Origin of the sequence: Rhizobium sp. CCGE531 (genome assembly GCF_003627795.1) — a bacterium.
Lineage (GTDB): Bacteria > Pseudomonadota > Alphaproteobacteria > Rhizobiales > Rhizobiaceae > Rhizobium.
The window spans coordinates 1063830-1081679 of record NZ_CP032685.1 but is presented as its reverse complement, the minus strand read 5'-3'; the positions used below and the strand labels follow the sequence as shown (position 1 = coordinate 1081679).

At 58.8% G+C, this 17850-nt stretch carries 26 protein-coding genes; 19 read left to right on the top strand and 7 right to left on the bottom strand.

Annotated elements, in window-relative coordinates:
- Positions 1-25: 25 nt before the first annotated feature.
- From CCGE531_RS24570 to CCGE531_RS24540, 7 genes are all read left to right on the top strand, one after another.
- Positions 26-238: a hypothetical protein gene (locus tag CCGE531_RS24570; protein ID WP_120668620.1), complete on the top strand. Its 213-nt coding sequence runs from the start codon at positions 26-28 to the stop codon at positions 236-238.
- Positions 235-663, top strand: a complete 429-nt coding sequence (locus CCGE531_RS24565) for a hypothetical protein (RefSeq protein ID WP_162943993.1) — start codon at positions 235-237, stop codon at positions 661-663. Before CCGE531_RS24570 ends, CCGE531_RS24565 begins: the two co-directional genes overlap by 4 nt.
- 14 nt (positions 664-677) lie before the next feature.
- A complete protein-coding gene (locus CCGE531_RS24560) occupies positions 678-1277 on the top strand; it encodes a TetR/AcrR family transcriptional regulator (RefSeq protein WP_245459288.1) in 600 nt (199 codons plus the stop codon).
- Between the two features lie 118 nt (positions 1278-1395).
- Positions 1396-1866, top strand: a complete 471-nt coding sequence (locus CCGE531_RS24555; protein ID WP_120668616.1) for an MEKHLA domain-containing protein — start codon at positions 1396-1398, stop codon at positions 1864-1866.
- A gap of 383 nt (positions 1867-2249) precedes the next feature.
- Positions 2250-3014 (top strand): LuxR family transcriptional regulator, encoded by a 765-nt coding sequence (locus CCGE531_RS24550; protein ID WP_120668614.1) that lies wholly within the window; start codon positions 2250-2252, stop codon positions 3012-3014.
- A 75-nt stretch (positions 3015-3089) separates the two neighbouring features.
- Positions 3090-3689, top strand: a complete 600-nt coding sequence (locus CCGE531_RS24545; protein WP_120668612.1) for an acyl-homoserine-lactone synthase — start codon at positions 3090-3092, stop codon at positions 3687-3689.
- A 287-nt stretch (positions 3690-3976) separates the two neighbouring features.
- The gene (locus CCGE531_RS24540; RefSeq protein WP_120668610.1) at positions 3977-4747 is read left to right on the top strand and encodes a LuxR family transcriptional regulator; all 771 of its coding nucleotides are present in this window, start codon (positions 3977-3979) and stop codon (positions 4745-4747) included.
- A 144-nt stretch (positions 4748-4891) separates the two neighbouring features.
- On the opposite strand, the gene CCGE531_RS24535 is transcribed toward CCGE531_RS24540, so the two are convergent.
- Positions 4892-5266, bottom strand: coding sequence for a hypothetical protein (locus CCGE531_RS24535; RefSeq protein ID WP_162943992.1), 375 nt, complete (start codon positions 5264-5266; stop codon positions 4892-4894).
- Here CCGE531_RS24535 and CCGE531_RS24530 point away from each other — a divergent pair.
- The 5 genes from CCGE531_RS24530 to CCGE531_RS34395 all read left to right on the top strand — a co-directional run bounded on the left by CCGE531_RS24530 (position 5244) and on the right by CCGE531_RS34395 (position 11181).
- Positions 5244-6365 carry an efflux RND transporter periplasmic adaptor subunit gene (locus CCGE531_RS24530; protein WP_245459286.1) on the top strand — a complete coding sequence of 374 codons (1122 nt, stop codon included), beginning with the start codon at positions 5244-5246 and terminating at the stop codon, positions 6363-6365. The two genes, CCGE531_RS24535 and CCGE531_RS24530, sit on opposite strands and share 23 nt — an antisense overlap.
- A gap of 9 nt (positions 6366-6374) precedes the next feature.
- Complete coding sequence (locus CCGE531_RS24525; RefSeq protein ID WP_120668605.1) at positions 6375-9449, top strand: efflux RND transporter permease subunit; 3075 nt, start codon at positions 6375-6377, stop codon at positions 9447-9449.
- Between the two features lie 278 nt (positions 9450-9727).
- The gene (locus CCGE531_RS24520) at positions 9728-10456 is read left to right on the top strand and encodes an MgtC/SapB family protein (protein WP_120668603.1); all 729 of its coding nucleotides are present in this window, start codon (positions 9728-9730) and stop codon (positions 10454-10456) included.
- A 69-nt stretch (positions 10457-10525) separates the two neighbouring features.
- Positions 10526-11023: a BON domain-containing protein gene (locus CCGE531_RS24515; protein WP_120668601.1), complete on the top strand. Its 498-nt coding sequence runs from the start codon at positions 10526-10528 to the stop codon at positions 11021-11023.
- A gap of 14 nt (positions 11024-11037) precedes the next feature.
- Positions 11038-11181 (top strand): hypothetical protein, encoded by a 144-nt coding sequence (locus tag CCGE531_RS34395; protein ID WP_162943991.1) that lies wholly within the window; start codon positions 11038-11040, stop codon positions 11179-11181.
- An 11-nt stretch (positions 11182-11192) separates the two neighbouring features.
- Here CCGE531_RS34395 and CCGE531_RS24510 read toward each other — a convergent pair whose 3' ends face one another.
- Positions 11193-11633, bottom strand: a complete 441-nt coding sequence (locus tag CCGE531_RS24510) for a hypothetical protein (protein WP_120668599.1) — start codon at positions 11631-11633, stop codon at positions 11193-11195.
- A 342-nt stretch (positions 11634-11975) separates the two neighbouring features.
- Between CCGE531_RS24510 and CCGE531_RS24500 the strand changes: the two genes are divergently transcribed.
- Positions 11976-12314, top strand: a complete 339-nt coding sequence (locus tag CCGE531_RS24500) for a hypothetical protein (RefSeq protein WP_120668595.1) — start codon at positions 11976-11978, stop codon at positions 12312-12314.
- Positions 12315-12432: 118 nt separating this feature from the next.
- On the opposite strand, the gene CCGE531_RS24495 is transcribed toward CCGE531_RS24500, so the two are convergent.
- Positions 12433-12669 carry a DUF2934 domain-containing protein gene (locus CCGE531_RS24495; RefSeq protein ID WP_120668593.1) on the bottom strand — a complete coding sequence of 79 codons (237 nt, stop codon included), beginning with the start codon at positions 12667-12669 and terminating at the stop codon, positions 12433-12435.
- 140 nt (positions 12670-12809) lie between these two features.
- Here CCGE531_RS24495 and CCGE531_RS24490 point away from each other — a divergent pair, with 140 nt between their 5' ends.
- The 4 genes from CCGE531_RS24490 (at position 12810) to CCGE531_RS24480 (ending at position 14083) form a co-directional block, all read left to right on the top strand.
- Entirely contained in the window at positions 12810-13271 is a 462-nt protein-coding gene (locus CCGE531_RS24490; protein ID WP_120668591.1) for a YbhB/YbcL family Raf kinase inhibitor-like protein, read from the top strand.
- Positions 13272-13372: 101 nt separating this feature from the next.
- Positions 13373-13543 (top strand): hypothetical protein, encoded by a 171-nt coding sequence (locus CCGE531_RS34390; protein WP_162943990.1) that lies wholly within the window; start codon positions 13373-13375, stop codon positions 13541-13543.
- 37 nt (positions 13544-13580) lie between these two features.
- Positions 13581-13769 carry a DUF3008 family protein gene (locus tag CCGE531_RS24485; RefSeq protein WP_120668589.1) on the top strand — a complete coding sequence of 63 codons (189 nt, stop codon included), beginning with the start codon at positions 13581-13583 and terminating at the stop codon, positions 13767-13769.
- 44 nt (positions 13770-13813) lie between these two features.
- Positions 13814-14083, top strand: a complete 270-nt coding sequence (locus tag CCGE531_RS24480) for a hypothetical protein (protein ID WP_120668587.1) — start codon at positions 13814-13816, stop codon at positions 14081-14083.
- A 44-nt stretch (positions 14084-14127) separates the two neighbouring features.
- Here the strand turns inward: CCGE531_RS24480 and CCGE531_RS24475 are convergent, their stop codons facing one another.
- The 3 genes from CCGE531_RS24475 to CCGE531_RS24465 all read right to left on the bottom strand — a co-directional run bounded on the left by CCGE531_RS24475 (position 14128) and on the right by CCGE531_RS24465 (position 15838).
- Positions 14128-15096, bottom strand: coding sequence for a DUF72 domain-containing protein (locus tag CCGE531_RS24475; RefSeq protein ID WP_120668585.1), 969 nt, complete (start codon positions 15094-15096; stop codon positions 14128-14130).
- 67 nt (positions 15097-15163) lie between these two features.
- Entirely contained in the window at positions 15164-15391 is a 228-nt protein-coding gene (locus tag CCGE531_RS24470) for a hypothetical protein (protein WP_245459285.1), read from the bottom strand.
- A 126-nt stretch (positions 15392-15517) separates the two neighbouring features.
- Entirely contained in the window at positions 15518-15838 is a 321-nt protein-coding gene (locus tag CCGE531_RS24465) for a hypothetical protein (RefSeq protein WP_120668581.1), read from the bottom strand.
- 169 nt (positions 15839-16007) lie between these two features.
- Here CCGE531_RS24465 and CCGE531_RS24460 point away from each other — a divergent pair, with 169 nt between their 5' ends.
- Both CCGE531_RS24460 and CCGE531_RS24455 read left to right on the top strand, forming a co-directional pair.
- On the top strand, positions 16008-16565 hold the full coding sequence (locus CCGE531_RS24460; RefSeq protein WP_120668579.1) for an NADH-quinone oxidoreductase subunit B: 558 nt from the start codon (positions 16008-16010) through the stop codon (positions 16563-16565).
- A 316-nt stretch (positions 16566-16881) separates the two neighbouring features.
- On the top strand, positions 16882-17385 hold the full coding sequence (locus CCGE531_RS24455) for a sigma-70 family RNA polymerase sigma factor (RefSeq protein WP_120668577.1): 504 nt from the start codon (positions 16882-16884) through the stop codon (positions 17383-17385).
- 59 nt (positions 17386-17444) lie between these two features.
- Here CCGE531_RS24455 and CCGE531_RS24450 read toward each other — a convergent pair whose 3' ends face one another.
- Positions 17445-17834 carry a response regulator gene (locus CCGE531_RS24450; protein WP_120668575.1) on the bottom strand — a complete coding sequence of 130 codons (390 nt, stop codon included), beginning with the start codon at positions 17832-17834 and terminating at the stop codon, positions 17445-17447.
- Between the last annotated feature and the right edge of the window lie 16 nt (positions 17835-17850).

The following is a 17850-nucleotide window of genomic DNA, read 5'->3' as shown; positions in this document are numbered from 1 at the left end:
TCATCGCTTAGGAGAAATCCCCGTCATGATCCGTCACAATCTTAGCCAATGGCCGCTTGTGCTGTCCGCCGCCCGTGGTTCGATGTCACCCGAAGAGCTGTATGGCGTCCCCGCGCAGATCTTCGATGAGGTCAACGAGGCGACGATGTGGCCTGCCTCCGTTTCCGCGGTGCGAGGAAAGCCGGTGAACATGGGACATGTGCTGCGGAGCCTGACTGATTTGTGCAGGCCGTCATGATGGCGTTCAAAACGCTGTTGCCCGATTGCGACGAGACGCATTGGCCGCTGGGGATTGTGGTCGCGGAGGCAAGGCTGGATGCTGATGGGATAAGATCGGGCCTTGATACCGTCGAGCGCTGGCTGGTGCATGAAAAGCCGTTTGCCCTTCTGTTGATCTCGGCATACGGACCGCCGCTTGCGAACGATGCGGCCATACTGGCTATGGTGGCGCAGCGGATCGGGATTGCCCGCGACGCCCTCCATCGGTTTCTTCTCGGCATTGCCGTCGTCGTTCCGGTGGCGACGGCTGACGGCGTGCGGCAAAGTCTTGCTCGTCTTCCGCTTCATATGCCGCTAGAAATCTTCGACAAGGCACCGCCTGCAGCGGAATGGCTATGCCGTTCCATTCTCCAGCCGGCGGGCCTTGCCATCGATAGCCTGTAGATGAGGAAAAGTCCGTGACCACCGCAGAACGCCCGCGCCCGCGCACCAAGCCCCCGGAAATCCGCCGGGAGGAGCTGATGGACGCCGCGCAGTGTCTGTTTCTGGAGAAGGGCTTTGCCGCGACCAGTGTTGCGGAAATCGTCGAGGCCGCCGATGTCGCCAAGGGCACCTTCTATCTCTATTTCCAGACGAAGGAAGATGTTCTGGCCGCTCTGAAGGCGCGCTTCATCGCGCGCTTCTGCGAAAAGATCGACGCGGCTGCCGCAGCGGCATCCTCCGGCAGTTGGATGCATCGGCTCGATGTCTGGATAGGGTCATGCGTTGTCGGCTACCTCGACGAGGTCGCGCTGCACGATCTGGTTTTCCATGAGTTCCACCCGGCCAAACGAAGCATGAAACGCGCCAATTCGCTGGTAGACCGCCTTTCATCCTTCCTGCTCGAAGGACAGGAAGCCAAAGCCTTCTCCTTCATCGACGCCCGGCTTTCGGCCGTCATGCTCTTTAACGCCATGCATAGCGCCGTCGATGACTGTCTGGCCGAGGGATCGTCCGTCGACCGCCAGAAACTGGTCGATGTCGTCACCGATTTCTGTCGGCGCTCCGTCTGCCCCTGAGCTACCTGCGCCAACAATCCACAAGTTGTCTCATGGGGGACCGGCTCTCGCCACTTGATCTTCATGGCGTTTTGCTAAGTATCGCACCATCGATGCACCGAGTGACAGGATGGGATGGATGGCTGGCGAAGCTGAAGGCAAGGCTGTGGATTTATCGGTCGATAATGCGTTCTTTGACCTTCTGACGGACAGTTTTCGTCGCATCGTTGGCGTTGCGCTTGTTGATGAAGGGTCCGTGCCGGATTGGCTCTATCGCGATGCGCCCTTTGTGGTCGTTGCCCACAATACGGATGCCGATCCCCGTTTCGTCTATGCCAACAAGGCTGCACAGAACTGCTTCGAATATCCGTGGGACGAGTTCGTGACGCTTCCCTCGCGGCTTTCGGCGGAGCTTCCAGATCGTGCGGAGCGCCAACGGCTATTGGACGCTGTGACGAGCAATGGCTTTATTTCCGATTATCGCGGGCTGCGGATTGCAAAATCCGGGCGTCGCTTCTGGATCGAAGACGGCATTGTCTGGCAGCTCGTGGACCGCGACGGGAATTTGCGCGGACAGGCCGCTACATTTTCCAAATGGAAGGATGCCTAGCACGGATTCAAATAGGGAGAGCCCGATGTCATCCGAAAATCGCTTACACTTTTCCGCATCATGCTCCAAGTCCGCAAGACGGCAATAAGCCGCGGCCATCCTCGGTGAGGCTGAGGGAACAGACGCCCGGTTTCCGGATCCAACGCATGTTTCATTTGCATCGGCGCCGGTCGTCAAGCGACCGTACGAGGTGTATGGTAAGCCAAAATACTTCGGCATTGCTGCGTCAGGCGCGTTGGCTGACACCATCCTGGCATGGTCGCGTTGATAAGACCATATCGTTGAATATATGAGCAAATAATCACCAATGCACTGCCCGAAGTTTCTGGCCGGTGTCGTGGCCATGTTTCTTGCTCCATCGTGAAACTTCGAAGATCGTTGTTATGTCAAAACACTGGATATTGCCCGGCAATCCAATTTTTCCCACTCGGACCCTTGAGGAAACACAGTATTTCCTGGCCGAGCTCGAGGCCTGCACAACTCAGGAGGAACTGGCTGAGGTCGTCATTCGATATGTGGAGCCGTTCGGCGCGACCAATGTCCTGGTCGGCACCATGCCCCAGATTGGCGCGACCAAACGCCAGCAGATAGGCCATGTCCTGATCAATGCCTGGCCGAATGATTGGTCGGCACGCTATTTTTCTCAAAACTATCTCTTCAAGGATCCGACGATCACGCTGGTACGCGAAGGGCTTGAAAGTTTTTTCTGGGATGAGAACGAAGTCGTCGGACTTCGGTCCGGTATGCGGGTCATGGGCGAAGCCAAGGAGTTCGGCCTTGCGGAGGGTTTCACCATGACGCTTCCGAGCCTGGGGCAGGAACATGTCGGCTTTTCGATCGCCGGCGAGCGGCTGCAGCTCGCGCCGGAAAACAAGAAAAATCTGGCGCTTGTTGCGAATTTTGCGGTCTATCGCGCCTTGCGGATCCGGCACACTCAGCAAAACAGCAGCATCCTTAAATTGACCGCACGGGAGCGCGAGGTTCTTCAGCTGGCGGCCGAAGGCTGGAAGGAGCGGCAGATCGCCTCGCGCCTCGGAATCACGGATCATGCCATCGACAAGTACATGCGCTCCTGCCGCGAAAAGCTTGGTTCGCGCAATACCAATCACGCAATTGCCCTTGCTCTGCGAAAGGGGCTGATTTCGTGAGGTACGCTTTTCCGTACCTGTGGTGATCGTGAAACGGCTCGATGATCAGCTTGCCCAAACAGGAGAGCTGTAGAGATGCTTCATATTATCACCGGCCGGAACATACACGACTATCAGGACGAGATGGATCAGGCGTTTCGCCTGCGGCACCGCGTATTCGTCGAGGAGCGCGGATGGAACGATCTGACGCGTGCCGATGGTCGCGAGATCGATCAATTCGATACGGCAGACGCCGTGCATATGCTGTTCATCAATGAAGGCGATGTTCTTGGATATCAGCGAATGCTGCCCTCCATCAAACCCCACCTTCTGTCCGAAGTGCTCCCGCAACTCTGCGAGCAGGAAAGGCCCGTCGGTCGGCACATATGGGAATGGACACGCTATTGTGTCGAGCCGGCCTACAGAGAACATGGCCGTGCCCTAAGCGCGGTTTCCAACACGCTGCTTTCGGGTTTTGTCGAATGGGGTTTGGAAACCGGTATCAATACCGTGATCATCGAAATGCAGCCGCTTTGGATCCTCCGGCTGCTGCAGCTTCATTTCCGGGTCAGCGCGCTCGGATTGCCGCAGTCGGTTTCAGGAGAGGATGTCGTGGCGGTCACTGCATCGTTCGATGAGCGCACATTGGCAAAGCTTCGTTCCCTGAAGACGGACCTGCGCCGTCGCGCGGCTTAGAAGGAACGCCATGGGATACTTTAGCGGCACGCGCGCATCTGCTATCCGACATGCAGCCTCACTCCTCTATAAGATCAGCCCTCCAGCACGGTCTGCTCAGCTCCGTTCTGGAGCGCCTGACGCGTCCCGCCAGCATCGCCTGTCCTGCGGTGGATTGTTGCATATTGGGGGTACCGAAGGCAGGTTTTGGCCTCTCCAATTTCTCCTTCCTTGGGGTATTCATAATCAATTAGGAATGTTTAATATAAACAATCCTTCTCAGCTTTCGAATAGTCTGTGAGACCAGTATGAAGACGCATTCCTCGTCATCTTCCGCGGAAACGATGCCGGCGCATCTGCTTGAAGAAACGACGGCCTTGATAATTGCCATGGAGGCAGCACAGACCGAAGCCGATATCCTGCGGCTGGTGCTCGTCTATATCGGCCGCTTCGGCGCGACACATGTGCTGGCGGGCACAATGCCGCCAATTGGCGAGACGAAGCGGCAGCAAGTCGGCCATATCCTTCTCAATGCGTGGCCGACCGATTGGGTCTCCCGTTATTTCAGCCATGACTATCTGCGTCACGATCCGACCATACGCATGGTCAAGGAGCAGCATGCGCCGTTCTTCTGGCGGGACATAGAGGGGCAAAGACTGCGGAATGCGATGGCGCGCGATGTCATGGGGGAAGCCGGGGAGTTTGGCTTGCGCGAGGGTTTCACCATCGGCCTTCAGACTTTTGATGGCACCGTCATAGGCTTTTCCATCGGCGGTGATCATATCGAGATCAGGGAGCAGGAGCGCGGCGGTCTGCAATTGCTGGCGACCTTTGCCGTGGATCGTGCCCTCCAGCTCAGGGAACTGGATCAGCTTCCTTTGCTGAAGGGCGTCACGCCCAGGGAAAGACGGGCGCTGCAATTGGCAGCGGATGGCTTGCGGGATCATGAGATTGCCGTGCGGATGGGCATCACCTATCACGGCGCCGAAAAGCATCTGCGTTCGGTTCGCGACAAGCTCGAAGCAAAAAACACGACCAATGCCATCGCGATAGCCATTCGGCTCGGCCTGATAAGATAGGAAGCGGCTCTCGGCAGCCGCGAAGCTTCGCCCGCAATATTGATCTGGCGAATGAGTTCGCTTCGTCTGGGCGACGATTGTTTCGGTACTATTATTGCCTTTATTCAGGGCTTTACTAGATATGGTTCGGACATAACAAATTGGCTATCGTAATTCGGATCGTAAAAACTCGTGCTGAATCAGAAGCAGAGGCGTGCGAATGACGTTTGACAGGTCTGTTTGCTGAGGACGGCCGATTTGGACGCCACCAGCTTCAATCACGGCGAAGTCAACACCGCCCCCGGCGGCGGAAAGGCGTTGTTCGGCGGCGACTATCCCCGCGATCCCGCCACTCCTGATAAAAATCGCTTTCAAAACATACGTCGATCGCATGCGCCGGTAAGGACACGGCAACATTGGCGCGGAAGGGGTTCCGTGAGCCTCGCCAGAGCCGACACCATCAGAATTCCCAGAGACCTGTTCTCGAAAAATAGAGTTACCAGTCATGATAAAGCGCATGGTGATCATGCTGATCGTCATAGGCCTGATCCTGGGCGGGATTTTCGGCTTCCAGGCATTCAAGAACCGCATGATCGCGGCGTATCTGGCTAACCTCAAGGCACCACCGCAGACAGTCTCGACAATTACGGCGGCGATGAGCCCGTGGCAAACGACGCTGCAATCCATAGGCAGCTTCAATGCCATCGAGGGCGCCAATCTTTCCGCCCAGGTCCAGGGCATCGTCCAGAAGATCGGCTTTCAGGATGGCCAGGATGTCAGGAAAGGCGATCTCATCGTGCAGCTGCTTGCCGATCAGCAGATCGCGACGCTGCAGCAATACCAGGCGTCGGCGGCGAACGCGCAGATCGCCTATGACCGCGATTCAAAGCTGATCAAGGCGAATACTATTGCGCAAAGCCAGGTCGATAGCGATTTGGCCACATGGAAGGCCGCGCAGGCACAGGTCGCGTCACAGCAGGCGTTGATCGATCAATATTCGATCCGCGCACCCTTCGATGGGCATCTCGGCATCCGGCTGGTCAGCCTCGGCGAATATTTGCCGGCCGGAACCGCAGTCGTCACGCTACAGTCGCTCGATCCGATCCAGTTCGATTTCTCGATGCCGCAGCAGGCCTTGTCGCAACTGAAGGTCGGACAGGCGGTGACGACAACGGTCGATGCCTATGCGAACCAGACCTTCGACGGCAAGATCACGGCGATCAGCCCGCTGGTGGATACACAAAGCCGCAACATGACAATCCGGGCAACCTTCCCGAATTCCGATCGCAAACTCCTGCCCGGAATGTTCGGCAACGCATCGGTAACGGTTGGGGAGCCAAAAGATTATATCGCCCTGCCGCAGACCGCCGTCACCCTCAACCCCTACGGCAATGTCGTCTATGTGGTGACCGACAAGGGCGGCGGGCAGGATGGAAAGCCGCAGCTCGTCGCCAGTCAGAAGTTCGTCAGCACCGGACAGGCGCGTGGCGAGCAGATCGCGGTGACCAAGGGATTGAACGCAGGTGAAGTGGTGGTGACCTCCGGTCAGCTGAAACTGAACAACGGCTCGCCGGTCATCGTCAACAACGAGGTGCAGCCGTCGAACGATCCCAATGCCAATCCGGCAAATCCCAACTGAGGTGTGGCGATGAATATCACCGATATCTTCATCCGGCGCCCTGTGCTTGCTCTCGTCGTCAGCGCGTTGATTGTCGTGATCGGCTATCAGTCGTTCCGCGCGCTGACGGTGCGCCAGTACCCACAGACCCAGAATGCCGTCGTGACCGTGACGACCACCTATCCAGGTGCCGCGCCCGACGTTATCGCCGGCTTCATCACGACGCCGCTTGAAAACGCCATCGCCCAGGCCAACGGCATTGACTACATGACGTCGTCGAGCACCAGCGGTAGTTCGACGATAACGGTCAACCTGCGCCTCAACTATAACGCCGACGCGGCGATGACGGAAATCAACGCCAAGGTATCCTCGGTTCTCAACCAGCTGCCCACCGGCACGCAACAGCCCATCATGTCGGTTTCGATCGGCCAGTCGATCGATGCGATGTATATCGGCTTCCGCAGCGATGTTCTCGCCAGCAATCAGATCACCGACTATCTGACCCGCGTTGTCCAGCCGAAACTGCAGGCGGTCACCGGCGTGCAGACGGCTGAAATCCTCGGCGGCAGAACATTCGCGCTGAGGGCCTGGCTGAAGCCTGATAAGCTCGCCGCCTACGGGCTGACGGCCGGCGATGTCTGGACCGCGCTTGGGAACAACAACTATATTTCCGGTATCGGCAGGACCCGCGGCCAGATGACGCAGACGGTGCTGACGGCGCAGACGGATCTGCATTCGGCCGACGAGTTCAGGGAGATGGTCGTCAAGCAGATCGGCGATACGATCGTTCGCTTGAAGGATGTCGCAACCGTCGCGCTCGGCTCGCAGAACCCCGATGTCCAGATCGGATTCGACGCCCAGGACGGCGTGTTCATGGGTATCCAAATTGCGCCGACGGCAAATCTGCTTGACGTGATTGCGGGTGTGCGCGCCGTGTTTCCGGCTATTCTGGCGCAACTGCCGCAGGGGCTGGAGGGCTACATCGTCTACGATTCCAGCACCTTCGTCACCCAGTCGATCGACGAGGTCGTCAAGAGCTTGATCGAGGCTCTGGTGATCGTCATTTTCGTGGTGTTCGCATTTCTCGGCTCGCCGCGATCGGTTGCCATTCCTATCGTCGCCATACCGCTGTCGCTGGTCGGCACCTTCGTGATGATGCTGATCTTCGGCTTTTCCGTCAACCTTCTGACTTTGTTGGCTTTGGTGCTCGCCATCGGGCTTGTGGTCGATGACGCCATCATCGTCGTGGAGAACGTCAACCGTCATATCGAGGAAGGGGCGCCACCGATGCAGGCGGCACTGGCCGCGGCGCACGAATTGGTCGGGCCGATCCTCGCCATGACGGTCGTGCTGGTTGCCGTCTATGTGCCGATCGGCTTTCAGGGCGGCCTGACCGGCGCTCTATTCACCGAATTCGCCTTTACGCTGGTTGGCGCCGTTACCGTTTCCATGATCATCGCGCTGACACTGACGCCGATGATGTGTTCGCGCATCCTGAAGCCGCATCTGACCGACCGTAGCGGCTGGGAGGAGCGCATTTCCGATTTCATCGACCGCCGCTTCTCGGAAATCCATCGGCCCTATGTGCGCATGCTGCATGGCAGTCTGAATACGGTGCCGGTGACGCTGGTATTTGCCGTGATTGTCCTCGGCAGCATCTATTTCCTCTACACCAGCGCCAAGAGCGAGCTGGCTCCCAATGAAGACCAGGGATTTCTTGCCTCGCAGGTGACCAACGCCCCCAATGCGACACTTCAACAGAAGCTGCTCAATTCCGACCAGGTCACCAAGATCTTCCGCAGTTTCCCCGAAACCGACAAGACCCTGCAGGTCGAGGTGCCGGGCACGTCTTTCGAGGGCATGGTGCTGAAGCCGTGGAACCAGCGCAGCCGGACGGCGGACCAACTGCAGCCACTGGTACAGGCCGATCTCGCAAAGATCGCCGGCGGGCAGGCGGTGGTCTTCCAGATCCCGCCGCTGCCCGGCGCCAGCGGCTTGCCGGTGCAGTTTGCCATCGGAAGCACCGGCAGCTTCGATCAGCTCAACGAAGTGTCCAGCACCTTCCTGCAGGAAGCGCAGAAATCCGGCGAGTTCATCTTTCTGACGAAAGATCTCTACGTCGATAATCCGCAGTATTCGATCCAGATCGACCGCAGCAAGGCGTCGATGCTTGGCCTGTCCATGAATAATGTCGGCTCTGCGCTCGCCGCCATGCTGGGCGGCGGCTACGTCAATTATTTCAGCATCGACAATCGCTCTTATCAGGTCATCCCGCAGGTTGAGCAGCGCTCGCGCCAGACTATCGATCAGATCATGAACTATCCGATCGCAAGCGTGAACGGTTCCAAGATCCCGCTTTCGGCGATCGCCACGGCGAAACTCGAGGCGACGCCGCGTTCGGTCGCGCACTTCCAGCAATTGAACTCTGCCACCGTCTCCGGCGTGCCGGCGCCGGGTGTTGCCGTCGGCGATGCCCTGGAAACCTTAAAGTCGATCGCGGCGCGCACGCTGCCACAGGGTTATTCGGTCGATTACGGAGGCCAGTCACGTCAATACGTGCAGGAATCCAGCGGCATGGCCACTACTTTCGCTCTCGCCCTGATCATCGTCTTCCTGGCGCTGTCGGCGCAGTTCAACAGCTTCCGCGACCCGCTGATTATTCTCGTATCGGTGCCCATGTCGATCGCAGGCGCGCTCGCCTTCATCAGCCTCGGCATCGGCGGCGCGACGATGAACATCTATACGCAGGTCGGCTTGGTGACGCTGATGGGGCTGATCAGCAAGCACGGCATCCTGATCGTCGAGGTGGCAAATACGCTGCAGGTGTCCGGAAAGACCAAACGGGAAGCGATCGAGGGTGCCTGCGGCATCCGTCTGCGTCCGATCCTGATGACGACCGGCGCCATGGTTCTGGGCGTCGTGCCGCTGATCCTGGCGACCGGCGCCGGCGCATCCGCCCGCTTCAACATGGGCCTGGTGATCGCGACGGGGCTCGCTATCGGGACATTGTTCACGCTCTTCGTGGTCCCCGCCGTCTACATGCTGCTCGCCGCCGACCACCACAAGCAGAATGCGTCCGAAGCAGAGCCGGCGCCCGTGCATTGATCCAGCCGGCTGTGGAGGCTGCCATCAGAATGAAGGGTGGTGCAGCCGCACCGCATGGCGCGCCCAATCGTCATCATGGGCGATGTGCCGTCATCAGTCGCGGCTGAGCGACACCTCGCAGCCATAGCCATGCAGAAGTTCGACAAGCGCGGGGATGGTTAAAGCTCCGCGATCGGAATTCGCCGTCTCGGGATGAGCGACGCCACGGAACGAAAAGCCCACAGGTCGGTTCTCACAGCAGAGAACCGACCTGCGGGGTTTTCCGCCGGGGAATTGCCATGCCAAATCTGATGGATGCCATGCCCCTCGATCCGAACTGGCTCGATATCGCCGTTCGGCTCGCGTTGGTGACGGCCGCCGGTGCCTTGGTCGGCACTAACCGCGAGATTGGCGGTCATGCGGCCGGATTTCGCACGACGATCCTAGTGGGATTGGCGGCCTGCCTGACGATGATCCAGGCCAATCTGCTGCTGTCGACATTGGGCAAGACACCGCAGTCATTCGCCTCGATGGACGTACTGCGCTTTCCTCTCGGCGTACTGACCGGGGTCGGCTTCATCGGCGGCGGCGCCATCCTCAAGCGCGGTGATCTGGTGACCGGCGTGACGACGGCGGCGACCCTGTGGATCATGACCGCGGTCGGCTTGTGCATCGGCGGCGGACAATTGGCCGTCGGTTCGGCCGGTGCCGTTATCGCCTTTATCGTGCTATCGCCCCTCAAATGGTTCGATAAGCTGATACCGCGCCGGCAGAAGGCGCGGTTCGTGATCGAGCTTCCGCGCGATGCCGGCGTTGCGATCGCCGACGTGCAAACGGCGCTCGAGCCGCGCGGATATGCCTTCGCCTTTATCGGCAAGACGATGGGTCCGACGGAGGCAACGGCGCATATTTCTTACGAGGTGCGATGGATGCAGGCGGCATTGGATGCCGGCGGCGCACAACTGCTCACCTCTCTTCAAGAGCATCACAAGATCGTATCCTTCGAGATGCTGACGACTGGTTGGTGACCACCGGCATCAAGAGCGGAACATTCCCGGACGACAAAGGTTTTTCCCTATCAAACATGGGAGAAAACGATGACCGAGATCAAGAATACGAAAACGGCAAGGGATCCTCCGGATCGCGCCGATATTCGCACCCTGCAGGCGCTCGATCAGGCGGCCGGCGGCTCCGGAGATGTCACGCGGGAGCTTGCGACAGGAGCATCGGCGGCGCAGGAAATTCCGCCGCAACCGGGAACTGACGATGCGCGCTGCGAGGATTCGGCCGAATGCGATCGGCGCCGCAGAGAGGAGGTCGATGAAATCTTCTTCAGGATCTCCGAGCTGCGCTCCGGCCCGCAATCGCAACATGAAAGGGCCGATGCCGAAATTCGCGCGGAAATCGAAAGCAGGCTGAAAGCGGATGGGCTGCTCGATACCGCGGGCATTTTCGTGACCGTAAGCCGCGGGCGCGTCATCATCGAGGGATCCGTCGAAAATCACGAAGCCAAGCAGCGCGCGGAAGCGATCTCCCGGCAGGCAGGCGGCATCGTCGGACACGACAGCAACCTTGCCGTTCGCAAAACGCGGTAGATGGGAACGTCGAGATGCGCATGTTGTTGATCGCCGTCTTCGGCCTGATGATCGCATCGGTACTGGCCATTCTCGTTATCAAGCCATTTACCGCCGGCAACAGCCGGGATTCGATCGTGACCAGCGGGCCACTCGAACAACCGGAGCCGAAGCCGTAACGGATGCATCGTCATTTGCTGGGCTGCTGACTATTCTGCTGGCCATTTCGCGGATCGCCCGGCTTGATAATGGGGGTCCTGCCAACCTTCGGGGCAGGCTTTTCCATTTGACTGTCGCCGACGGCCGGCGGCTTGAGAACGCCGTCGCAGTCCGCCAGTTTTTGACTAGGGTTGTCTTCCGGTGCCGGGGTCGCCTGCGCGTCGCCTGTCTGTTTGTTTTCGGCCTGTCGATTCGTGTCCGCGGCGTTGCATCGGTCGTCGTTCGGCGCTTGTTGTGCGAATGCGAGGGTCGAAGAAATGGCAGCGGCCATCGCCGCTGTCAGCAGGATGCGACGGCATCCGGGTAGCGTCCAGCCATTCAAATGGCCCGGCCAATCGAACCTGCGTTGAAGCGATCGAGTCAAAACCGGTGTAGGCGTCGACGACACCGCGCTGGTGATATTCTTTGCCATTGTTCACCTCGATGACGGTATGGAGTTTCTCGTGGCGAAAGACGCGTCCGGCCGGCTTCAGAGGTTCATCTATCTTAGACCCCTGGTGACGGGGAGGCTGCGGATCGGATGGGTAAGAAGCTCGCCTGCCGTTTCGTTGGCTATGGAGAGAAAACGGAAAAATCTCCATATTCTTCAGCACCATCGCGTCCGCTTGGCACGATCTGCAGCCTCATGAAACTAACGCTCGGCTATGCGCATTGTTCCGGCCGATGCCAACCGGATGCGGCGTCGCGCGATGGAACCATCTCCGGGCGTTGAGGTTAGGCCGATATGTATTTGCAACGAACGGAGGCCTCTGCAATGGCATCTGAGGAACCCAAAAAGCCGCTTTCGGCGACCGAGGCCCGCCAGGGCGTGCGTGGCGTGCATCTTCTCACCGTGTTGGTCACGGCGCTGGTTCTGGCCGCAATCGTATGGGCTGGCGTTGAACTATGGGGCCGTCATATCGAGCCAAATAAATCGGAGAACCCGGCGCTAGCCATAAGCTCCTCCGGCGGGCAGCCGCAGGGCGGCACGGTCGACAATACTCCGCCTACCGGACAAGCGGCTCAGCCCGCGCCAACAGACCGGTTGGAAAACAATCAGCAGGGCACCAAGAGCACGCCGGCCCAGCCGAACCGCGACGGAACTCAGAATTAGGAGGGGATCCTGCGAAGCAGCCATGATTGAGCTCTGTGCCCGGCTGTTCGCCAACCAACCCACGCCGGGCGATGCAAGCCCGGAAATTGTCTCTGCGAGAATTTGCTGCGTGAAGAAACTATCCGACGTTACGGTCCTTCGGAGAGGCATCGTTCTCGGCTTCGCGCATCGCAACTTTCTGCCGAAGCCTTATCAGCACTTCTTCGCCATCGACGGATGCCCGCGTTCGCTCCATGATCTCCCGCTCCGCGGTCGCCTGTTCCCAATGATGGTGGCTGTATCCCCAGGGGCGTCCCGCTGCCTCCCAAATGGCGTAAGCCCGTTTGCTGATCCATTCTGACCGTTCATCCGTCATTTTTTTCCTCCCTTTTGGATGCACAGAACCGCACTTGAGTATGAATGTTCCGCGCGGGGAACAATAATGGTGCTGACGGGTTGCACCTTATGTCCAGAACTTCACAAACGCATGAATCCACGACAGAAAGGAAGGACCAGATGGCTTTGACGCTGATCAGCAAGGCCTTCGCTGAGGACGAGCCTATCCCGAGCAAATACGCGCTGGATGGCGAGAATTTATTCCCTCCGCTTTCTTGGGGTGGCGCTCCCGCTAAAACCCAGAGCTTTGCCTTGATCGTCGAGGATCCGGATGCGCCGAGCGGCACGTTCCGCCATTGCGGCATCGCCAACATTCCGGCGGAATGGACTGGATTGGCCGAAAGCGTCGATACCATGCAGGAGCAGGCGCTTCGCTTTTACAAGAACGATTTCGGCAATGCCCGCTACGATGGTCCGAGGCCGCCGAGAGGTGATCCCCCTCATCGCTATATTTTCCGGCTTGCCGCCCTCGATGTACCAAGGGTTACGCTTCCGGATGCCATCGGAGCCGAGGCCATGTGGCAGAAGATGAAGAAACACATGCTGGCAGAGGCAAGCCTCATCGGCACCTATCAGTCTTAGGCCATGCTTCGCAAGCACATGCGGTCGGCGCATTTCAGCGCCGATCGCACCCAACACGAGGTGAATGGCCGCCGAAATCCGGCGTCCACTGGATGGTGGCAATGAGCGAAAAAGACCAAGGCAATTCAAAAAAGGACGAACCACGCACCTTCGCGGCCGAGGATGTTCGCCAAGGCGAGATCATCCTGAAACGGCGGTGGCAGCGCGTCATATTCATCGGCGGTCTCGCCGCGATGGTGTTGATCATCCTGCTGGTGCGCTTCGCCGGATAGGCAAAGGAATCGAAAACAAGTCGAAGGAGGGCTCATCATGCCCGCAAAGTCGAAATCACAACAAATGGCAGCCGGTGCGGCGCTCGCCGCCAAGCGCGGCGAGAGGAAGAAGAGCGAGCTGAAGGGGGCATCGAAGAGCATGGTCGACTCCATGAGCGAAAAGGAACTTCGCGACATGGCTTCGACCAAGCAAAAGGGAAAACCGGAACACGCGGCCAAATCCTGACCATAGCTATTCGGCAAATGCCCGCCGATGTGAGGAGGTGCAAGATGGAAACCTACCGGCGATATCGCAAGAATGAGGTTCCGCCTGGCTCCATTGTCGTCAAATTCTATCATTCCGGCGATCAGATCAGGGGCTTCCTGCGCAAGGCTACACCGCCCGGCGAAGACGATGTCGTTTTTCCGGGTGAGGAAATGGAGCCCGATGACGCCTTTCGGACGGCGCGCAACAAGATGACCGGCAAGGCGGTCAGGCCCATTTATGTGGAACTGTCCGAGGGCGTGCGCTGGGACCCGGCATGGGGCCGCTTGGAGTGATTTGAACCGGAGTGGCGGCCTTTCTGGTGCGTTGAAGAGAAACCCTATCGGGCCGGCCAATGCTGGCGGGCCTCTTCTGTAACCTCGGGCTTATGTTGCGGCTTGCGTGCAGGGGGTGAGGCGGTTTCGAGGGGGGAGGCAAGCCCGAGCCGCTCGGCGAGCCGTCGGGCATCGACCGGTGCCCGGACTTTCACGTCATTGTCGAAATAGACGTAGACGTCGCGGCCCTTCCCAGACGATTTCAGCGGCTTCAATACGCGCTTGGCATCGGCGGGCTCGAGGCCGTGCGCCCAGGCGCTGATCCGTCTTGCCCATATATCCAGGGCCTTGTCATCGTAGCCGCTGACATAGAGTTCTTCCGAGCCATGGAGGCGGCAATAGACAAAATCGGCCGTGAGATCCATCAGCAACGGCCACTCGACCGTGTCGGCGCAGACCAGACCCATCTTGTGTTCTCTTAGCAACCTGATGAAAGCGGCGTGCTCAAAGCTTTCGTTGCGGATCTCGAATGCATGGCGCAGCGGCCTGTTTTCGTCGGTCTCCAGCCAGTCGCGGCCTTCCAGCCGTGCATCGCGTCCCCTGGCGACCCTGGCCGCGGCACGAGTGTCCTTCGGCAGCATCGCCATGAAGGCGGAAAAGAGTTCGGGATCGAACCGCAGTCGCGGCGGAAACTGCCAGAGGATCGGGCCAAGCTTCCGTCCGAGGCGCAGCAGGCCCGAAGCCATGAAATTGGCAAGCGGCGTCTCGACATCGCGCAGCCTGCGCATATGGGTTATGTAGCGCGAGCCCTTGACGGCGAAGACGAAGCCATCCGGCGTCTCGTCGCGCCATTTCGCAAAGGCCTCGGGACGTTGCAGCCCGTAGAATGTTCCGTTGATTTCGATGGAGGGAAACTGGCGGGAGGCATAGGCCAGCTCGCGCTTCCGCGTCGTGCCCTTCGGATAGAAAACGCCGCGCCAGGGGGCAAAGGTCCAGCCAGAAATACCGATACGGATCGCGCCTGTCTCTGTCATCTATTCATCGCCATGTCTGGAGCGGCTTGCGTCGGGACGATTGCGGCAACGTCGATGAACCCTGCCACTAGGTGACATTGATGGAAGGGAGGAACGACATCACTTCGTTGCGTTGCCTTGGCTCGAGTATCTCGATCTCCCGTTTCCAGAAGGTCTCGGCTTCCGGGGGATCTGCCTCCCAGCTGTTGGTCGACAGGATATTGTCATCCATGACCAGAAGCCTGTGTCCGCCGAGCCGCAGATATTCCTTCGCAAGTTCCTGAGCACCGTTTCTCATGGATTCTGGGCTTTTCATGGGGTCTACTCCTCGATTGCTGCATGTGCCGGCAATCCACACCTGATCCGGTTGACGTGGATGCCTGTGGCGACGTCTGGTGGCCCGCGAATTGCGAACGCGTGTCCGGATTTTCGCGAGCTTCCGTTATTGAGGACAACTCCTGTTCGACGTGCTGTCGTTCGATTGGCTGTCCTGCGTGCTGTTGCCCTGGGTGGTGTTCTTGCCTGTCTTCATGGCATTGCAATCCTGCGACTGGCCATTGGAGTTGGGAGTGCCGCTCGTATCCTTGCCGGTGGCGCCTCCGTTTCCGTTGGACATGCCGTCGTTTTGCGTGCCCGTCGCGGCGCCGTTGCCGTTGCCGCTGCCGGACCCGCCGGTGCCGATGCCAGTGCCGGACTGCTGTGCCATGACAGCCGTGGCCATGCCGATAGACAAGGCACTGGCTGCGATGATTTTCGTCAACATCGGATCGTTTCTCTCTTCTGTTCGCCACGTTCAAACTCAACAGAAGAGTGGTTGTTTCCTGGTTTTTTGGATTTTTGCCTTGGCAGGATCACGCCTTCGAAGAAGCCTCATGCATGGAACAAGCAGGCCCCGCGGAAGTTAGAGGTGTGTTTTCCATGGAGAACGGACCATGTCTTCCTTCAAGGACCGTCCTGTGATCGGAGATTTTCAACATCCCGGCGAGGCTCCAGGCGGCGATCCATTCCTGGGGACGATCAATAACGAGCTTGCCGACAAAGGCTTTCTTGTCACCAGCACGGACGAGTTGATCACTTGGGCGCGCACGGGATCGCTGATGTGGATGACGTTCGGGCTCGCCTGCTGCGCGATCGAAATGATGCAGATGTCAATGCCGCGCTATGACGTCGAACGCATCGGTGCGGCGCCAAGGGCCAGCCCGAGGCAATCGGATTTGATGATTGTCGCAGGCACCCTTTGCAACAAGATGGCACCGGCGCTGCGCAAGGTTTACGACCAGATGCCCGAGCCGCGCTATGTCATCTCGATGGGCTCCTGCGCCAACGGCGGCGGCTACTATCACTATTCCTACTCGGTCGTGCGCGGGTGCGACCGGGTCGTTCCCGTCGATATTTACGTGCCGGGCTGTCCGCCGACCGCGGAAGCCTTGCTCTACGGCATTCTGCTTCTCCAACGCAAGATTCGCCGCAACGGGACAATCGAGCGATAAGCGAAATCCGAGCTGCCTCACTTTTTTGTCCTTTCCTCGTCGGCACCCGGCGATTTTTTGGAACTGGATGGAACAAGCCCGGAGTGCAACCGTTTTCCAGCAAGATGCACAGAGCATAGCCCTCGGAGATAATCCGAAGCATTGCGGCGCACAGCGAAAAGCAAAGATTGTTCAAATCAAGTTCAATGGCGATTTGGCCAGCGCCACCATGGATGCCGGTTTTCATCGGGCATGGCTTACGTTGAGCGAGATCGGGCGCTGCGTGCACATGCGAGCGAGAACTCGCTCTCATAAAACTCGCTAAGGAGATAAAGTTGTGACCGATCTGCCTCGAACAACCGGTCTGCAAACCGAAATAGTCGAACTTATTCCGGCCCTTCGCGCCTTTGCGCGTACCTTTCACAGAAATACCAACGATGCGGACGATCTGGTTCAGGAGACGCTGGCGAAGGCACTGGCCAATCTCAATCAGTTTGACCGTGGCAGCCGACTGAAATCGTGGCTGTTCACCATCATGCGCAATACGTTTTGCACGAAGTTCCGCATTGCGAAGCGGGAGGCTCCGGGCAGCAAGAATTGTGTTTCCGGTGATGGCATCGCCCTGCCGTCGCAGGAATGGACAATCCGGGCAAGGGAGCTGGAGGAGGCCTGCAATCTCTTGCCCGAGCCTTATCGGGCGGTGCTTGAATATGTCGTCATAGAGGGTCGCTCCTATGATGCCGCGGCGGAAAAATTCGGCTGCGCGATCGGCACTGTGAAAAGCAGGATCAATCGAGCACGGCAGCAATTGGCCGCCCGCCTCGACGAGGATAGGCGCTAACGGGGATCGCACTCCCGTCGCATGATTCAGGGCCCGTCGCATGATTCAGGGAAGGGGTGCTAGATATCTCGTTTCCGGTTGCCGAACAAAGCCTTGGCGATCTGCTCCATGGCTACCGATTTCTCACACAGCACAAAGCCGGTAAAATCCGCCATCGCGCCGGACGGCTCTCGGACGAGGGCGAAGACATAGGGAAGCCCCTGTCTCTCAAGCCGCTCGACAAGGGAAAAGGCGCGCCCCGTAGCAAGATGCAAATCCAGGATCGCCGCATCCGCGCCGCCTGCCTCAATCAGTTCGACGGCGTCCATATCATCGACCGGCCCGACTATGGTCGCGCCGAGCTCTAGCAATTTTTGTCGTGCCTCATCGGCGAGGAAATAGCTGTCCTCCACGATCAAAAGCCGTTTGCCCCAGAACATCTGGCTATAGGGGGCGGTCGAATCGTCCATACATCAATCCAGAGCG

Excerpts from the sequence above, each read along its gene's own strand:
- CCGE531_RS24570 (WP_120668620.1), top strand. The coding sequence starts at position 26 with ATGATCCGTCACAATCTTAGCCAATGGCCGCTTGTGCTGTCCGCCGCC.
- CCGE531_RS24565 (WP_162943993.1), top strand. The coding sequence starts at position 235 with ATGATGGCGTTCAAAACGCTGTTGCCCGATTGCGACGAGACGCATTGG.
- CCGE531_RS24555 (WP_120668616.1), top strand. The coding sequence starts at position 1,396 with ATGGCTGGCGAAGCTGAAGGCAAGGCTGTGGATTTATCGGTCGATAAT.
- CCGE531_RS24550 (WP_120668614.1), top strand. The coding sequence starts at position 2,250 with ATGTCAAAACACTGGATATTGCCCGGCAATCCAATTTTTCCCACTCGG.
- CCGE531_RS24545 (WP_120668612.1), top strand. The coding sequence starts at position 3,090 with ATGCTTCATATTATCACCGGCCGGAACATACACGACTATCAGGACGAG.
- CCGE531_RS24540 (WP_120668610.1), top strand. The coding sequence starts at position 3,977 with ATGAAGACGCATTCCTCGTCATCTTCCGCGGAAACGATGCCGGCGCAT.
- CCGE531_RS24530 (WP_245459286.1), top strand. The coding sequence starts at position 5,244 with ATGGTGATCATGCTGATCGTCATAGGCCTGATCCTGGGCGGGATTTTC.
- CCGE531_RS24535 (WP_162943992.1), bottom strand. The coding sequence starts at position 5,266 with ATGACGATCAGCATGATCACCATGCGCTTTATCATGACTGGTAACTCT.
- CCGE531_RS24525 (WP_120668605.1), top strand. The coding sequence starts at position 6,375 with ATGAATATCACCGATATCTTCATCCGGCGCCCTGTGCTTGCTCTCGTC.
- CCGE531_RS24520 (WP_120668603.1), top strand. The coding sequence starts at position 9,728 with ATGCCAAATCTGATGGATGCCATGCCCCTCGATCCGAACTGGCTCGAT.
- CCGE531_RS24515 (WP_120668601.1), top strand. The coding sequence starts at position 10,526 with ATGACCGAGATCAAGAATACGAAAACGGCAAGGGATCCTCCGGATCGC.
- CCGE531_RS34395 (WP_162943991.1), top strand. The coding sequence starts at position 11,038 with ATGCGCATGTTGTTGATCGCCGTCTTCGGCCTGATGATCGCATCGGTA.
- CCGE531_RS24510 (WP_120668599.1), bottom strand. The coding sequence starts at position 11,633 with ATGGCAAAGAATATCACCAGCGCGGTGTCGTCGACGCCTACACCGGTT.
- CCGE531_RS24500 (WP_120668595.1), top strand. The coding sequence starts at position 11,976 with ATGGCATCTGAGGAACCCAAAAAGCCGCTTTCGGCGACCGAGGCCCGC.
- CCGE531_RS24495 (WP_120668593.1), bottom strand. The coding sequence starts at position 12,669 with ATGACGGATGAACGGTCAGAATGGATCAGCAAACGGGCTTACGCCATT.
- CCGE531_RS24490 (WP_120668591.1), top strand. The coding sequence starts at position 12,810 with ATGGCTTTGACGCTGATCAGCAAGGCCTTCGCTGAGGACGAGCCTATC.
- CCGE531_RS34390 (WP_162943990.1), top strand. The coding sequence starts at position 13,373 with ATGAGCGAAAAAGACCAAGGCAATTCAAAAAAGGACGAACCACGCACC.
- CCGE531_RS24485 (WP_120668589.1), top strand. The coding sequence starts at position 13,581 with ATGCCCGCAAAGTCGAAATCACAACAAATGGCAGCCGGTGCGGCGCTC.
- CCGE531_RS24480 (WP_120668587.1), top strand. The coding sequence starts at position 13,814 with ATGGAAACCTACCGGCGATATCGCAAGAATGAGGTTCCGCCTGGCTCC.
- CCGE531_RS24475 (WP_120668585.1), bottom strand. The coding sequence starts at position 15,096 with ATGACAGAGACAGGCGCGATCCGTATCGGTATTTCTGGCTGGACCTTT.
- CCGE531_RS24470 (WP_245459285.1), bottom strand. The coding sequence starts at position 15,391 with ATGAAAAGCCCAGAATCCATGAGAAACGGTGCTCAGGAACTTGCGAAG.
- CCGE531_RS24465 (WP_120668581.1), bottom strand. The coding sequence starts at position 15,838 with ATGTTGACGAAAATCATCGCAGCCAGTGCCTTGTCTATCGGCATGGCC.
- CCGE531_RS24460 (WP_120668579.1), top strand. The coding sequence starts at position 16,008 with ATGTCTTCCTTCAAGGACCGTCCTGTGATCGGAGATTTTCAACATCCC.
- CCGE531_RS24450 (WP_120668575.1), bottom strand. The coding sequence starts at position 17,834 with ATGGACGATTCGACCGCCCCCTATAGCCAGATGTTCTGGGGCAAACGG.